Source organism: Streptomyces sp. P1-3 (genome assembly GCF_050613155.1).
Classification (GTDB): Bacteria; Actinomycetota; Actinomycetes; order Streptomycetales; family Streptomycetaceae; genus Streptomyces.
This window is the reverse complement of the sequence record NZ_CP192512.1, coordinates 1,861,832-1,876,770: the sequence shown is the minus strand read 5'-3', so window position 1 is coordinate 1,876,770 and position 14,939 is coordinate 1,861,832. Positions and strand designations below refer to the sequence as shown.

The following is a 14,939-nucleotide window of genomic DNA, read 5'->3' as shown; positions in this document are numbered from 1 at the left end:
GGAGGCGGAATGACAGAGACGGCGAGCGGCCCCGCGCGAGGCTCCCGCTCCAAGGGAAGCAAGGCCGGCAAGGGCCTGCGAATCGAGCGCATCCACACCACCCCCGGCGTGCATCCGTACGACGAGGTGGCATGGGAGCGTCGTGACGTCGTCATGACCAACTGGCGCGACGGCTCGGTCAACTTCGAGCAGCGCGGCGTCGAGTTCCCCGACTTCTGGTCGGTGAACGCGGTCAACATCGTCACGAGCAAGTACTTCCGCGGCGCGGTCGGCACGCCGCAGCGCGAGACCGGCCTCAAGCAGCTCATCGACCGCATCGTGAAGACCTACCGGAAGGCCGGCGAGGACCACAGGTACTTCGCCTCCCCGGCCGACGCGGAGATCTTCGAGCACGAGCTCGCCTACGCCCTCCTGCACCAGATCTTCAGCTTCAACTCGCCGGTGTGGTTCAACGTCGGCACCCAGCAGCCCCAGCAGGTCAGCGCCTGCTTCATCCTCTCCGTCGACGACTCCATGGAGTCGATCCTCGACTGGTACAAGGAAGAGGGGATGATCTTCAAGGGCGGCTCGGGCGCCGGGCTGAACCTCTCCCGGATCCGCTCCAGCAAGGAGCTGCTGTCCTCCGGCGGCAACGCCTCCGGCCCGGTTTCCTTCATGCGCGGTGCCGACGCCTCCGCCGGAACGATCAAGTCGGGTGGCGCGACCCGCCGGGCCGCCAAGATGGTCGTCCTCGATGTCGACCACCCCGACATCGAGGACTTCATCGAGACCAAGGTCAAGGAAGAGGAGAAGATCCGCGCCCTGCGGGACGCGGGCTTCGACATGGACCTGGGCGGCGACGACATCACCTCCGTCCAGTACCAGAACGCCAACAACTCGGTCCGTGTGAACGACGAGTTCATGAAGGCCGTCGAGTCCGGCGGGACCTTCGGGCTCCGCGCCCGGCTCACCGGCGAGATCATCGAACGCGTCGACGCCAAGGGCCTCTTCCGCAAGATGGCCGAGGCCGCCTGGGCCTGCGCCGACCCCGGCATCCAGTACGACGACACCATCAACCACTGGCACACCTGCCCGGAGTCCGGCCGGATCACCGCGTCGAACCCGTGCAGCGAGTACATGCACCTGGACAACACCTCGTGCAACCTCGCCTCGCTGAACCTGATGAAGTTCCTCAAGGACGACGGCGAGGGCAACCAGTCGTTCGACTCCGAGCGCTTCGCCAAGGTCGTCGAGCTGGTCATCACCGCGATGGACATCTCCATCTGCTTCGCCGACTTCCCCACCCAGAAGATCGGCGAGAACACCCGTGCCTTCCGCCAGCTGGGCATCGGCTACGCCAACCTCGGCGCCCTGCTGATGGCCACCGGCCACGCGTACGACAGTGAGGGCGGCCGCGCGCTCGCCGGCGCCATCACCTCGCTGATGACCGGCACCTCGTACCGGCGCTCCGCCGAGCTGGCCGCCGTCGTCGGTCCGTACGACGGCTACGCCCGCAACGCCGAGCCGCACAAGCGCGTGATGCAGCAGCACGCCGAGGCCAACACCAAGGCCGTCCGCATGGACGACCTGGACACCTCGATCTGGGCCGCGGCCACCGAGGCGTGGCAGGACGTGCTCCGCCTCGGCGAGAAGCACGGCTTCCGCAACTCCCAGGCCTCGGTCATCGCCCCGACCGGCACCATCGGTCTCGCGATGTCCTGCGACACCACCGGCCTGGAGCCCGACCTCGCCCTGGTCAAGTTCAAGAAGCTGGTCGGCGGCGGCTCCATGCAGATCGTCAACGGCACGGTCCCGCAGGCGCTGCGGCGCCTCGGCTACCAGCCGGAGCAGATCGAGGCGATCGTCGCCCACATCGCCGAGCACGGCAACGTGATCGACGCCCCGGGGCTCAAGCACGAGCACTACGAGGTCTTCGACTGCGCGATGGGCGAGCGGTCCATCTCGGCGATGGGCCATGTGCGCATGATGGCCGCCATCCAGCCGTGGATCAGCGGCGCGCTCAGCAAGACGGTCAACATGCCGGAGAGCGCGACGGTCGAAGAGGTCGAGGAGATCTACTTCGAGGCGTGGAAGATGGGCGTCAAGGCGCTGGCCATCTACCGCGACAACTGCAAGGTCGGCCAGCCGCTCTCCGCGAAGAAGAAGGACAAGGGAGCGGAGATCGCGGAGAAGGCCGAGGAGACCATCCGCGGGGCCGTCGAGAAGGTCGTCGAGTACCGTCCGGTCCGCAAGCGCCTTCCCAAGGGCCGCCCTGGCATCACCACGTCCTTCACCGTGGGCGGCGCCGAGGGCTATATGACCGCCAACTCCTACCCGGACGACGGCCTCGGCGAGGTCTTCCTCAAGATGTCCAAGCAGGGTTCGACCCTCGCGGGCATGATGGACGCCTTCTCCATCGCCGTCTCGGTCGGCCTCCAGTACGGCGTGCCGCTGGAGACCTACGTCTCGAAGTTCACCAACATGCGCTTTGAGCCGGCGGGCATGACGGACGACCCGGACGTGCGGATGGCGCAGTCGATCGTCGACTACATCTTCCGCCGCCTGGCGCTGGACTTCCTGCCGTTCGAGACCCGCTCGGCCCTCGGTATCCACTCGGCCGAGGAGCGCCAGCGCCACCTGGAGACCGGTTCGTACGAGCCGGCCGAGGAGGACGTGGACGTCGAGGGCCTGGCCCAGTCCGCCCCGCGCCAGACGGAGGCGCCGAAGGCTGTCGCGGCTCCCAGGCCGGAGCCCGTGGCCGTCCCGGCGCCGAAGCAGGCGCACACCTCGGCTGAGCTGGTCGAGATGCAGCTGGGCATCAGCGCGGACGCGCCGCTGTGCTTCTCCTGCGGTACGAAGATGCAGCGTGCCGGAAGCTGCTACATCTGCGAGGGCTGCGGCTCCACCAGCGGCTGCAGCTGACGTTGGACACCCGCCGGAGCGGGGACCGGGCGAGACCCGGTCCCCGCTCCGGCGTATGCGCTCCAGGAGCCGGCGTAAGGGCTCCCGGTCCCGTCGTACGCGCTCCCGTGCGGCAACCGCTATCCAGCGCGGTCGGCCGCTTCTCCCAGGAGCCGGGCGATGTGGGTGCCCAGGACGTCGAGGGCGGCCTGTGGGGCCAGGTGCCCGATCAGCACGTGCGTGGTCAGCCCGTCGGCGAGGGCGAGCAGGGCCTCGGCCTCGCGTTCGGCGTGCGGGGTGCCCGTCGCCTCCGCGATCAGCCGGGAGAACATCCCGTGCAGAGCCGCGTAGTTGGCCTGGATGATCTTCGCGAGACCGGGGGAGACCGCGGCCTGCGCGACGAAGGCGAGCCAGACCCGGGCTTCGGCCCTGTGCTCCTCGTCCAGCAGCGAGATCTCGGTGACGGTATGGGCGAGGGTCGTACGGGCCGACTGGGCCGGTGATTCGGCGATACGGGCGCGGGTACGCGCGGCGACGCGTTCGCCGATGTGCTCCAACGCGAAGCCGAGCATCTCCTCCTTGGTGCGGAAACAGCGTTGTACGGCGCCCATGGAGACCCCGGCCTGCGCCGCGACGTCGCGCAAGGTCACGCCCTCCAGGCCGCGGGTGTCGGCGAGTCGGCACACCGCGTCCGCGATGAGGCGACGCCTCCCCTCATGATCGATCTGCTTCGGCATGGCCTCGCGTCCCGTCTAATCCGATGCGCTTGTATCGCTACCTACTCTACGATGTGATGCAAGCGCATCGGAAAGGAAGGTCATGGGCGACGTGCTGTGGAGGATGGCGGCGACCGAGCTGGCGGCGGCGGTGGCGCGCGGCGAGGTCAGCGCGACCGAGGTGGTGAAGAGCCACCTCGACCGCATCGCCGAGGTCAACCCGACGGTGAACGCGGTCACCCAGCCGCTGGCCGACCGGGCGGTGGCCGAGGCGGCCGCGCTGGACCGGCGGCGAGCGGCGGGGGACGAGCTGGGGCCGCTGGCGGGCGTGCCGTTCACGGTGAAGGAGAGCATCGGCATCGCGGGCGTACCGACGACACACGGCGCGCAGCGGTTCCGCGAGCTGATCGCGCCCACCGACGCGCCCCCGGTCGCGCGGCTGCGCGCCGCCGGTGCGATCCCGATCGGGCACAGCAACATGCCCACGCTCACGCTCGCCGGTATGCACAGCCGCAGCGAGCTGTTCGGTGATACCGCCAACCCCTGGGACTGCGGGCGCACTCCCGGCGGAACCAGTGGGGGCGACGGCGCCGCGGTCGCGACGGGGATGGCGGGTCTCGGGCTGGGCAACGACTCCGGGGGCTCGGTCCGTATCCCTGCCTCCTTTTGCGGTGTCGCGGCTCTCAAACCCACTTACGGCCGCTTTCCCGCCGACCACCGGATCGGCCCGGAGGACCCGCCGCTGTCGGCCCAGACGCTGGTCGTCGACGGTCCGTTGGCCCGTACGGTCGCCGATCTGCGCACCGCCTTCGAGGCCCTGTCCGGAACGGATCCGCGCGATCCGCGTGCGGTGCCGGCGCCGGTGCGCGGCGAGCCGATCGGCCGCCCGGTGAAGGTGGCCGTGGTCGCGGATCCAGGGGGTCAGGGGGTACATCCCAGCGTGCGGCGGGCGGTGCGCGACGCTGCGGATGTCCTTGCGCGGGCCGGCTATGCGGTGGAGGAGGTGCCGGACGTGCCGCGGCTGGCCGAGACGCTGGAGGCGTACGGCCGGATGACCGTCACGGAGTTCAACGTGCGATGGCCCGTGGTGCGCACGCTGCTGGGGGAGGGTGGACATCGCTATATCGAGATGTCGATGGAGCGGACGCCTCCGGTGGATCTCGAGGAGTATCTGCGCCTGACCGGAGTCCGGCTCTCCGTCCAGCGGAGCTGGGCGGAGTTCCTTGAGGAGTATCCACTGCTGCTCGGGCCGGTGTTCACCGAGCCGCCGGTGGAACCCGGCCTGGAGTCGCGGGACCGGGAGGGGCACGCGCGCGTGACGACAGCCATGCGGCTGTGCTCGGCGAGCAGCTTCGCCGGGGTCCCCGCCGTCGCCGTGCCGACCGGGCTCGCCGACGGGCTGCCCACCGGTGTGCAGGTGATCGGCCGTGCCTACAGGGAGGATCTCTGCCTGGACGCCGCCGCCGCGATCGAGGCGGCCTTCGGCGTGCTGACTCCCGTCGATCCCAAGTCGGGTACAGCTGCCGCCTGGACGTGATCGCCGCCACGCCCGGCGCCGTACGATAGCGCGGTGCTGGTCAAGTGGATTCGCTGCACCGTGGTCGATCGCCGTGGCTTCGAGCGCGGGCAGCGGAAGTGGGCGGGATTGCTGGGCGAACCCGGGTTCCGGGGGCAGGGCGGCGGCTGGAGCCAGAGGCGCGAGTCGGTGGCGCACATATTCGGCTTCTGGGAGAGCCGGGCGTTCTACGACTCCTTCATGGCGCGATCGCACGATCGGCTGGCGGCCGCGCAGTCAGGGACGTACAAGGACGTGCGGATACGGCTCTTCGAGCACCGCTTCGACGTGAAGGTCGGCTTCCAGCCGAAGTTCACGGACGTGGACGTGCTGCGGGTCGCGCACTGCCGGGTACACGAGGACCGCGTGGAGCACTTCACGCACGTACAGGAGAAGGTGTGGAACCCGGCGATGGCCGGGTCCCCGGGCATGTTGCGAGGGGTGTTCGGCGAGGCGCCGGGCAACGAGTTCCTCGTGCTGTCGATGTGGGACTCGGCCGCCGAGCACGGCAAGTACCGCACGGAGCGGGTGGAGCGGCTGGCGCTGCGCGCGCAGACCGAGGCGGACGTGGCCGCGATAGCCGGCGACGTCGTGAGCCTTGAGTCCTCCTGGACGGTGTGAGCGCGCCAGGGGGATGGCGGAGCGCGCGGCGCGTCAGCCGGATCCCTCCTTCGTGACGTACGCCCCGGCGCGGACGGCGGCCAGGGTCGCGGTCGCCGACTGGTCGGCGACCGCGATGTCGAGCGGTTCCCGGGTGACGAACGCCCGGAAGAACAGCGGCGCCGACACGTCGCGCACGACCGCCGCCGCGTCGCTGTCCGCGGGGGCCTCGCCGCGCTCGACCGCGCGCCGGACGACGGCCGCGCAGCGCGCGAAGCGCTCGGTGTAGAAGGCGCGCAGCGCCTGGGCGGCACGCTCCGACTGGAATCCGGCCGCGACGAACGCCAGGGGAGCGGCCGCGGCCGACGGGTCGCCGAAGGTGTCGACGACCTCGCGGGCCAGCGCGCGCAGATCACCTTCGAGGCTGCCGGTGTCGGGCGGCGTCCAGCTGTCCTCGCCCGCGAGGTCGAGGGCGTCGGCCACGAGGTCCTCGACGCCGCCCCAGCGCCGGTACAGCGTGGTCTTGTGGACCCCGGAGTGCTCCGCGACGTACTCGACGGTCAGTCCGGGGTAGCCGTGCTCGGCGAGGCCGGTGAGGACGGCGTCGCGGACGGCGGCTCGGGTGCGGGCGGTGCGCCCGCCGGGGCGGACGGTGCCCGGCGCCTGGGGACGGGATTCCGCAGTCAAGTGCAACTCCAGTTGCGTTAGTCGGATGGGCTGTGCCATCATCAGCGTAACGCAACTTCTGTTGTGTTTGATGCTGTGTCGCTCATTCCGTCCGCCTGGCTGCCTGGAGGTTCACCCATGCCCACCCAGATCTCACTGCGCGGTGTGACCATCTCTCGCGGGGACCGGCTGCTCCTGGACGGCGCTTCTTTCTCTGTGCGCCCTGGTGAGCGGATCGGCATCGTCGGAGAGAACGGCGCCGGCAAGTCCACCCTGCTGCGACTACTTGCCGGCGTGGAGCCGCCTGACGAGGGGACGGCCGTCACGGTGGCCGACGGGGGAACGGGCCATCTCGCCCAGACACCTCAACTGGCACCGGACCGCTCGGTGCGGGACGCCATCGACGCGGCCCTGTCCGAGCTGCGGAGCATGGAGCGCAGACTGCGGGAGCTGGAACCGGTTCTCGGTGACGCGCCCCCCGAAGCCCTCGCCGAGTACGGCGACCTGCTCACCGCCTTCGAGACACGTGGCGGCTATGACGCGGACGCCCGCATCGACAAGGCGCTGCACGGACTCGGGCTGGCGCACATCGGCCGCGAACGGCTGCTGGGCGGCCTCTCCGGCGGCGAGCAGGCCCGGCTCGGCCTGGCCTGTCTGATCGCCGCCGCCCCGGAGGTGATGCTGCTCGACGAACCCACGAACCACCTCGACGCCGCGGCGCTCAGCTGGCTGGAAGACGCCCTGCGCGCCCACCGCGGCACCGTCGTCGCGGTCTCCCACGACCGGGTGTTCCTGGAGCGCGTGGCCACCGCGATCGTCGAGGTGGACGCCGACCGCCGCACCCTCGTCCGCTACGGCGGCGGCTACGCGGGCTTCGTCGCCGAGAAGGCCGCCGCCCGCCGGCGCTGGGAGCAGGAGTACGAGCAGTGGTGCGCCGAGACCACCGCGCTGGCTGAGACCGCCACCACCGCCGCCCAGCGCGTGGCACCCGGCCGGGCCAGGAAGGACGGCAACAAGATGGCCTACGACCGGGACAAGGGCCGAGTCCAGGCGTCGGTCTCCAGCCGCGTGCGCAACGCCCAGGAGCGGCTGCGCCGACTCACCGAGGACCCCGTGCCGCGGCCGCCGGAACCGCTGCGCTTCTCGGCGCGGCCTGCCGCCGGCACCGCGGGAGGCACCCTCATCAGCCTCGATGGGGTGCGGGTCGGGGACCGCCTGGCCGTCGACGGCCTCACGGTCGCCGCGGGCGAGCGACTCCTGATCCACGGCGGGAACGGCGCGGGCAAGTCCACCCTGCTCCGAGTCATGGCCGGGATCGTGGAGCCGGACCGGGGCGATGTCGTGCGCCGAGGCCGGATCGGCTACCTCGCACAGGAGATCCCGGTGGCCCGTCCGGCGGAGCGGCTGCTGTCCGCGTTCGGCCGCGGACTGCCCGGAACACCGGAGGAGCAGACCGAACTCCTCCTCTCGTACGGCCTCTTCCGCGACCGCGACCTGCGGGTGCCGGTCGGAGCGCTCTCGGCGGGACAGCGCCGCCGGCTGGCCCTCGCCCGGCTGCTGGCCCGTCCCGCGGACGTGCTGCTCCTGGACGAGCCCACCAACCATCTGGCCCTGGGGCTGGTCGAAGAGCTGGAGCAGGCGCTGGAACGGTGGGCCGGAGCGCTGGTGCTCGTCTCCCACGACCGGCTGCTGCGCAGCAGGTTCACCGGCCGCCTGTGCGAGATACGGTGCGGCCGCCCGGTCATGGAGGCTCGGTGCCCGGCTGTGGCGGTGCCCGCCCTCTAGGGTGGCCGCATGGCACGACCCCGGCGCATCGTTCTCATTCGGCACGGAGAATCGGAGGGCAACGTCGACGACACGGTGTACGAGCGGGAGCCCGACCACGCGCTGGAACTGACCCCGACCGGGCGGCGGCAGGCGGAGCGGGCAGGCGTGCGGCTGCGCGAGCTGTTCGGGGACGAGGCGGTGTCGGTCTATGTCTCGCCGTACCGCCGAACCCACCAGACCCTGCGCCTGCTGAGCCTCGACCCGTCCCGGACCCGGGTCCGGGAGGAGCCGAGACTGCGCGAACAGGACTGGGGGAACTGGCAGGACCGGGAGGACATCCGCAGGCAGAAGGCGTACCGCGACGCCTACGGCCACTTTTTCTACCGCTTCGCCCAAGGCGAGTCCGGGGCCGACGTCTACGACCGTGTGGACGCCTTCCTGGAGAGTCTGTGGCGCAGTTTCCAGGACCCGGCCCACCCGCCGAACGTCCTGCTGGTCACGCACGGCCTGACCATGCGGCTGTTCTGCATGCGCTGGCTGCACTGGTCGGTCGCGGAGTTCGAGTCGCTGTCCAACCCCGGGAACGGTGAGACGCGGGCGCTGCTGCTCGGCAGGGACGGCCGGTACCACCTCGACCGGCCCTTTGAACGCTGGTGCACACCCGAGCCCTACGGCCCCACCGGTTAGAGTGCGATGCGATGAACGCTGACCGTTTCGCGCGTGCCCTCGCCAGCCTGCGGGGGCTGGCCGTGGGCGACGCCCTCGGCTCCCAGTTCCTCGTGCCCGCCAACTTCCCGTCCCTGGCCCGACGCGATGCGCCACCCGGGCCATGGCACTGGACGGACGACACCGAGATGGCCTGCTCGGTGCTGGCCGTCCTCGTCACGCACGGCAGGATCGACCAGGACGCGCTGGCCCGGTCCTTCGCCGAGCACCATCACGCCGACCGCGGCTACGGCCCGGCGGTGAACCGGATGCTCCGGCTGATCGGGGAGGGCGGCGACTGGCGCGAGCTGGCCGCGGGCCTCTTCAACGGACAGGGGTCCTGGGGCAACGGTGCCGCCATGCGGATCGCCCCGCTCGGAGCGTGGTACGCGGGCGACGCCGAGCAGGCCACCCACCAGGCGGAGATCTCGGCCTACACCACGCACCAGCACCGGGAGGCGGTCGCCGGGGCGATGGCCGTCGCCGCCGCGGCGGCGCTCGTGGCCGACCCCGAGGGGCCCGCGGGCCCGGAGGAACTGCTGGACGCGGTGGTGGCGCTCGTACCGCGCAGCGCCGTGCAGGCCGGGCTGCGCCGAGCCCGCGACATGCTCGACTACGCGGACACCGGCACCGTCGCCGCGGTGCTGGGCTGCGGCCGCCGCACCAGCGCCCATGACACGGTGCCCTTCGCGCTGTGGGCGGCGGCCCGCCACCTCGGCTCCTTCGAGACGGCGCTCTGGACGACGGCGCAGGCGGGTGGGGACATCGACACCACCTGCGCCATCGTCGGCGGTGTTCTCGCCAGTGGTGCGGCGGACGCCCCGCCCGCCGCGTGGCTCGACCGCACCGAGCCGCTCCCGGACTGGCTCCCGCGGATCACCGGCTGACCGGATCTCGCCGGCGCAGCGGACCTGCCCGGTGGAGCGGACCTGCCGGGTGGAGTGGACGGCGAGGCGGACCGGCGCGGCCGGGGCGCCGGCGGGTCAGGCCGCCGGGCCGGCGCCGCCCGCGGTACCGCGCAGCTCTCCAGGCCGCTCTTGCGGACCTTGATGACCACAAGCCCGGTGACCAAGGCGGAACGACGCCTGCTGTCGCTTCGCCTCGTCCTCGCTGGCGGAGGTGAAGAGCGTCATCAGGATCGACAGGCCCCGCGAACCGCCCATCTGCTGCGCCGCGTTCAGCAGCCCCGACGCGGCACCCGCCTCGTGCTGTGCCACGAGCGCGCGATCCTTGCCGCCGCGCTCCATCAGCTGAGCGTGGTCGGCTGGCACGGGCTCACCATGGAGGCGTCGCCGCTCGCGCCAGGACCGGCAAGGCGGCGGTCTACCGCCGGTGGCCTTCCAAGGAGGAACTGGCCCTCGACGCGCTCCGGGCGGGGCTGCCCGAACCCCTTGGACCGCCCGGTCTGGGCAGCCTCCGCGCAGGCGCGCCCCTGCTCCGGGTGCACGGCGCCTGAGGCGGCCGCGTAATGTGGTTGATGCCATGCCGTACGAACCGCCCACCCACAGCGTCGAGCGCTCTCTCCGCGCCACCACCGGAGCACGCGTCGTCGCCGGAATCGACGAGGTCGGACGTGGCGCGTGGGCGGGGCCGGTCACCGTCTGCGCGGCTGTCACCGGGCTGCGCCGCCCGCCCGCGGGACTCACCGACTCCAAGCTGCTGACCATCAAGCGGCGCCTTGAGCTGGTCCGCGAACTGGAACCCTGGCTCACCGCCTACGCGCTCGGCCACGCCTCGCCGCGCGAGATCGACGACCTGGGGATGACCGCCGCGCTGCGCCTGGCCGCCACCCGGGCCCTCGACGCGCTGCCCATGCGTCCCGACGCGGTGATCCTCGACGGCAAGCACGACTACCTCGGCGCGCCCTGGCGAGTGCGTACGGTGATCAAGGGCGACCAGAGCTGTGTGGTCGTCGCCGCCGCCTCGGTGATCGCCAAGGTCCGGCGGGACGCGATGATGGCCGAACTGGGGGCGGACCACAGGGAATTCTGCTTCGGCGACAACGCCGGATACCCTTCGCCGGTGCACCGCGCCGCGCTGGAGGAGCTGGGGCCCACCCCGCACCACCGTCTGTCCTGGTCTTATCTGGACAACCTGCCGCGCTGGCGGCACCTCAAGCAGGGCCGCAGCGTCCCTGAAACCGCTGCGATGGAAGCCGGCGGCCAACTCGGCTTCGACTTCTGAGCGGACTTTTCCGCCACCCGCCGATGCGACTCGCACCGACGTTTGATAGATATCACCTCATGCCTCTCATCCCCGAGGAGCCTCAGATTCACGAGAGTGTCCCGGGTCCCCGCGCGACGCCGGCCGCAGGCCGCGCCGTGCCGACCCCTCGCCCTGTCCCCGGTCCCCGGCCCGCCCCGCGGCGGCCAGGTACCCCAGGCCCGAACCGCGGACCGGCCGTGCCCCCGTCGCAGCGTGCGGCGGGCGATCAGGCCAGGCCCGTGCCGCCCACCGAGAGCGCTTCGTCCGCTCCGCAGCTCCAGCTCATCCCCGCTTCGGCGGAAGGGGCGCTGGACGCCGCGGACGAGGCCGTAGACCTGCTGCTGGACTCCGGCCGCGCACCCGGCGACATCCTGGTGTTGACGACCGGGGGCCAGCACCCGTGGGCGGCCCACGAGCTGTCCTTCGGCGATCAGTCGTACTGGGCCCAGCACGACTCCGGAGAAGACGTCTTCTACGCCGCCGCCGAAGCCGGCCGGTCCACCGGCCGCCCGGTCGTGGTCGTGGCCGTCAACGGAGGCACGGACGACGCCGTCGCCCGTGCGCTGCCGCAGGCCATGTCCCGGGCCGGGGCGCTGCTGATCGTCTGCGGTGATCCGCAGCGCATCAACGCGCTCATGGGCGCCGGCGTCTGAACCTCCCGCCCCACGCCTGACCGTACGCCCGGTGTCCGGCGGCCCCTACCGGGGCTGCCCGTCACCGGGCGGCTGTGCGCCGCAGTGCGTCCGGCGCTCCGCCGCCCGAGCGCGTCAGCGTGCCCGGACCCGTCTGATCCGCGGCGCCCGGCGCCACGGGGGGTGGCCAGCCCTGGCGTGAGGCGGAGTTCGGCCTTCGGCCCGTACGCCCATCGCCCAGCACCTGCCAGCCACCGGGCGTCAGGGTGATGTACGCCCCGCAGCGCAGCCCGTGCAGGGTGCAGGCGTCGCGGAGCCCCCACATCCACGCGCCGTCCTCCTCGGTCCACCGGCCGTCGCCGTCACGGCAGTAGAGCAGCACGGCCGTACGCACCGGCGTACGGCGGCGCAGATCGTGCGGGATGATCCGGCGCAGCCGCTCGAGGAGCGCGTTGCGGAACTCCCAGCCGTCAGCGGCCCTGGCCCGGTGGGCGAACGAGGCACTGGCCGCCAGCCGTTCGTCCGGACCGAGGACCGCGACGACGGCCGTCGAGGGGGTCGGCAGATGGCGCGCGTGCAGGCCGGTGACCACCTCCCGGGGATTGCTCAGCAGGGGAATGCCCGCGTCGGCCCACTCGGCCGGTTCGAGCATCCGGCCCAGCCGGGACGCGGAATCAGTGGCTGGTGGCGGAACGGAGCCGAAGGTCACGGTCCTCCCTTCGTCTGCGCGCCCACGGATCGCGCAGTGTGCCGGGCACGGGGGCGCACGCCACGGCACGGTTCCAGCGAGGCCGCAAGCGAAGCGGGGGAGCACTGACAATTCTCGTCGCCCTACTGGCTTGCGGCAACGAGCAATTGGCGCCGCTGACCGGTATAGGACGGTGCGCCGCCAATATTCCTCCGGACACCTCGGCGCACTGTTGCGGTCATGCTTGCACGGCCAGGACCAGCGGAAACACCTCCCCGGCTCCGGCCCGGCGGAGGAGCCGGGCAGCGACCGCCAACGTCCACCCCGAATCGGCCAGATCATCCACCAGCAGGACCGGTCCGGCCGCCTGGGCGAGCGCGGTGCCCAGAGCGGGCGGCACGGTCAGCGCCCCGTGCAGCGCCCGGACCCGCTGCGCGCTGTTGCTCCGGGAAACCGGTGCGCCCCGCTCGCCGTCCGCGTACGTGACCGTGCCCAGCAGCGGCATCCTGCCGATGGACGCGATCCGTTCGCCGAGCGACCGGATCAGCCGCGGCCGCCTGTACGAGTCGAGCGTGACCACGCCGACCGGGCGGGCCGGAGCGTCGGGGGCGCCCGAGGCCCAGCCACCGGGGCCCTTCGCCCAGTCCGCGAGCACGGTCACGACGGCGTCCGCGACATCGTCCGGCACCGGGCCGTCCGGCGCCTGAGCGGAGAGCAGCGGACGCAGCCGGTTGCCCCAGCCGATGTCGGAGAGCCGCCCCAGGGCCCGGCCGGGAGCGGCCTGCTCACCAGCCGGGATACGGCCCTTGAGGTCGACCCCCACGGCCGGCAGCCCCGTGGGCCACATCCGGCGCGGCTCCACCTCGACGCCCGGACGGCCCAGCTCGCCGTGGGCCGCGTCCAGGGCCGCGGCCGACACCTCGGCGGTGAAGCGGGCCCCCGCGCAGTTGTCGCAGCGCCCGCAGGGCGCCGCCGCCTCGTCGTCCAGCTGCCGCCGCAGGAACTCCATCCGGCACCCGGTCGTGGTCGTGTAGTCCCGCATGGCCTGCTGCTCCAGCTCCCGCTGCCGCGCCACCCAGGCATATCGCTGCGCGTCATAGGCCCAGGGCCGGCCCGTCGCGGTCCAGCCGCCGCGTTCCCGGCGCACCGCCCCGTCCACGTCGAGCACCTTGAGCATGATCTCCAGACGTGACCGGCGCAGATCGACCCGTGGTTCGAGAGCGGGCAGCGACACCGGCCGGTCGGATGCCGCCAGGACGTCGAGGGTCCGGCGCACCTGCTCCTCGGACGGGAAGGCGAGCGAGGCGAAGTACTGCCAGATCGCCTCGTCCTCACGGCCGGGCAGCAGCAGCACCTCGGCGTGCTCCACGCCGCGCCCGGCACGGCCGACCTGCTGGTAGTAGGCGATGGGGGAGGCCGGCGACCCCAGGTGCACAACGAAGCCGAGGTCCGGCTTGTCGAAGCCCATCCCGAGTGCCGAGGTGGCGATGAGCGCCTTGACGCGGTTGGTGAGCAGATCCTCCTCCGCCTGCTGCCGGTCGGCGTTCTCCGTCCGTCCCGTGTATGAGGAGACGGTGTGGCCGCACCGCCGTAGATAGGTGGTGACCTCCTCGGCCGCGGCGACCGTGAGCGTGTACACGATTCCGGAGCCCGGCAGCGCGTCGAGATGGTCGGCGAGCCAGGCGAGGCGGTGCGCGGCGTCGGGCAGCCGGAGCACCGACAGGCTCAGACTCTCGCGCTCCAGCGCCCCGCGCAGGACGAGCGCCGAAACGGAGGCGTCGCCGCTCGTCTCGCGCCCGCCGGTGCCCAGCTGGTCGGCGACGTCGGCGGTGACCCGGGCGTTGGCGGTCGCGGTCGTCGCGAGCACCGGAACCCCGGGCGGCAGGTCGGCGAGCATGGTGCGCAGCCTGCGGTAGTCCGGCCGGAAGTCATGGCCCCAGTCGGAGATGCAGTGGGCCTCGTCGACGACCAGCAGCCCGGTGGCGGCGGCGAGCTTGGGCAGCACCTGGTCGCGGAAGTCGGGGTTGTTCAGCCGCTCGGGGCTGACCAGCAGCACGTCCACCTCGCCCGCGGCCACCTCGGCCTGGATGGTGTCCCACTCCTCGGGGTTGGCGGAGTTGATCGTGCGCGCGTGGATACCGGCCCGCGCGGCGGCGTCCACCTGGTTGCGCATCAGCGCCAGCAGCGGTGAGACGATCACCGTGGGGCCGCTGCCCCGCTCGCGCAGCAGGGCGGTGGCGACGAAGTACACCGCGGACTTGCCCCAGCCGGTGCGCTGTACGACCAGGGCCCGGCGGCGCTCGGCGACCAGCGCTTCCACGGCACGCCACTGGTCTTCCCGGAGCCGGGCGGCACCGGTGGCGTCCCCCACGAGGCGGGCGAGGACGCGGTCGGCGGAGGCGCGCAGATCTTCGTTGCTCATGCCCCCATGCAACCCGATGGCACCGACATCGCGCGAGCGAGCTCCGCGAGCCTGTGGATAAACGTTTTTCCACAGGGGTGGCGAGATCGGCTTGATCACGAGA

The 14,939-nt window shown here is 72.0% G+C and carries 13 protein-coding genes and 1 pseudogene; 9 read left to right on the top strand and 5 right to left on the bottom strand.

Features of this window, described 5'->3' with window-relative positions:
• The first annotated feature begins 9 nt into the window (after positions 1 to 9).
• Positions 10 to 2,901: a vitamin B12-dependent ribonucleotide reductase gene (locus ACQUSR_RS07725; protein ID WP_431041812.1), complete on the top strand. Its 2,892-nt coding sequence runs from the start codon at positions 10 to 12 to the stop codon at positions 2,899 to 2,901.
• 119 nt (positions 2,902 to 3,020) lie between these two features.
• Here ACQUSR_RS07725 and ACQUSR_RS07720 read toward each other — a convergent pair whose 3' ends face one another.
• Positions 3,021 to 3,617 (bottom strand): TetR/AcrR family transcriptional regulator, encoded by a 597-nt coding sequence (locus ACQUSR_RS07720; RefSeq protein ID WP_431041811.1) that lies wholly within the window; start codon positions 3,615 to 3,617, stop codon positions 3,021 to 3,023.
• 82 nt (positions 3,618 to 3,699) lie between these two features.
• Here ACQUSR_RS07720 and ACQUSR_RS07715 point away from each other — a divergent pair, with 82 nt between their 5' ends.
• The gene (locus ACQUSR_RS07715) at positions 3,700 to 5,133 is read left to right on the top strand and encodes an amidase (protein ID WP_431041810.1); all 1,434 of its coding nucleotides are present in this window, start codon (positions 3,700 to 3,702) and stop codon (positions 5,131 to 5,133) included.
• Positions 5,134 to 5,166: 33 nt separating this feature from the next.
• Entirely contained in the window at positions 5,167 to 5,772 is a 606-nt protein-coding gene (locus tag ACQUSR_RS07710; RefSeq protein ID WP_431041809.1) for a YdbC family protein, read from the top strand.
• 33 nt (positions 5,773 to 5,805) lie between these two features.
• Here the strand turns inward: ACQUSR_RS07710 and ACQUSR_RS07705 are convergent, their stop codons facing one another.
• Positions 5,806 to 6,438 (bottom strand): TetR/AcrR family transcriptional regulator C-terminal ligand-binding domain-containing protein, encoded by a 633-nt coding sequence (locus tag ACQUSR_RS07705; protein ID WP_431041808.1) that lies wholly within the window; start codon positions 6,436 to 6,438, stop codon positions 5,806 to 5,808.
• Positions 6,439 to 6,555: 117 nt separating this feature from the next.
• Between ACQUSR_RS07705 and abc-f the strand changes: the two genes are divergently transcribed.
• From abc-f to ACQUSR_RS07690, 3 genes are read left to right on the top strand one after another with little or no spacing between them, the layout of a single operon-like run.
• A complete protein-coding gene (gene abc-f / locus ACQUSR_RS07700) occupies positions 6,556 to 8,202 on the top strand; it encodes a ribosomal protection-like ABC-F family protein (RefSeq protein WP_431041807.1) in 1,647 nt (548 codons plus the stop codon).
• Between the two features lie 9 nt (positions 8,203 to 8,211).
• Positions 8,212 to 8,871 (top strand): histidine phosphatase family protein, encoded by a 660-nt coding sequence (locus ACQUSR_RS07695; protein ID WP_431041806.1) that lies wholly within the window; start codon positions 8,212 to 8,214, stop codon positions 8,869 to 8,871.
• A gap of 11 nt (positions 8,872 to 8,882) precedes the next feature.
• On the top strand, positions 8,883 to 9,776 hold the full coding sequence (locus tag ACQUSR_RS07690) for an ADP-ribosylglycohydrolase family protein (RefSeq protein ID WP_431041805.1): 894 nt from the start codon (positions 8,883 to 8,885) through the stop codon (positions 9,774 to 9,776).
• A gap of 96 nt (positions 9,777 to 9,872) precedes the next feature.
• On the opposite strand, the gene ACQUSR_RS07685 is transcribed toward ACQUSR_RS07690, so the two are convergent.
• On the bottom strand, positions 9,873 to 10,160 hold the full coding sequence (locus ACQUSR_RS07685) for a hypothetical protein (protein ID WP_431048007.1): 288 nt from the start codon (positions 10,158 to 10,160) through the stop codon (positions 9,873 to 9,875).
• On the opposite strand from ACQUSR_RS07685, the pseudogene ACQUSR_RS07680 reads away from it, so the two are divergent.
• From ACQUSR_RS07680 to ACQUSR_RS07670, 3 genes and pseudogenes are all read left to right on the top strand, one after another.
• Positions 10,053 to 10,309 (top strand): annotated as a pseudogene (locus ACQUSR_RS07680) (helix-turn-helix domain-containing protein); the annotation flags it as partial. The gene ACQUSR_RS07685 and the pseudogene ACQUSR_RS07680 overlap by 108 nt on opposite strands.
• Before the next feature lie 62 nt (positions 10,310 to 10,371).
• On the top strand, positions 10,372 to 11,073 hold the full coding sequence (locus tag ACQUSR_RS07675) for a ribonuclease HII (RefSeq protein WP_431041804.1): 702 nt from the start codon (positions 10,372 to 10,374) through the stop codon (positions 11,071 to 11,073).
• 59 nt (positions 11,074 to 11,132) lie between these two features.
• Positions 11,133 to 11,747 carry a hypothetical protein gene (locus tag ACQUSR_RS07670; protein ID WP_431041803.1) on the top strand — a complete coding sequence of 205 codons (615 nt, stop codon included), beginning with the start codon at positions 11,133 to 11,135 and terminating at the stop codon, positions 11,745 to 11,747.
• Positions 11,748 to 11,808: 61 nt separating this feature from the next.
• Here the strand turns inward: ACQUSR_RS07670 and ACQUSR_RS07665 are convergent, their stop codons facing one another.
• Both ACQUSR_RS07665 and ACQUSR_RS07660 read right to left on the bottom strand, forming a co-directional pair.
• On the bottom strand, positions 11,809 to 12,435 hold the full coding sequence (locus ACQUSR_RS07665; protein ID WP_431041802.1) for a hypothetical protein: 627 nt from the start codon (positions 12,433 to 12,435) through the stop codon (positions 11,809 to 11,811).
• A gap of 217 nt (positions 12,436 to 12,652) precedes the next feature.
• Positions 12,653 to 14,836, bottom strand: coding sequence for a DEAD/DEAH box helicase (locus ACQUSR_RS07660; RefSeq protein ID WP_431041801.1), 2,184 nt, complete (start codon positions 14,834 to 14,836; stop codon positions 12,653 to 12,655).
• Between the last annotated feature and the right edge of the window lie 103 nt (positions 14,837 to 14,939).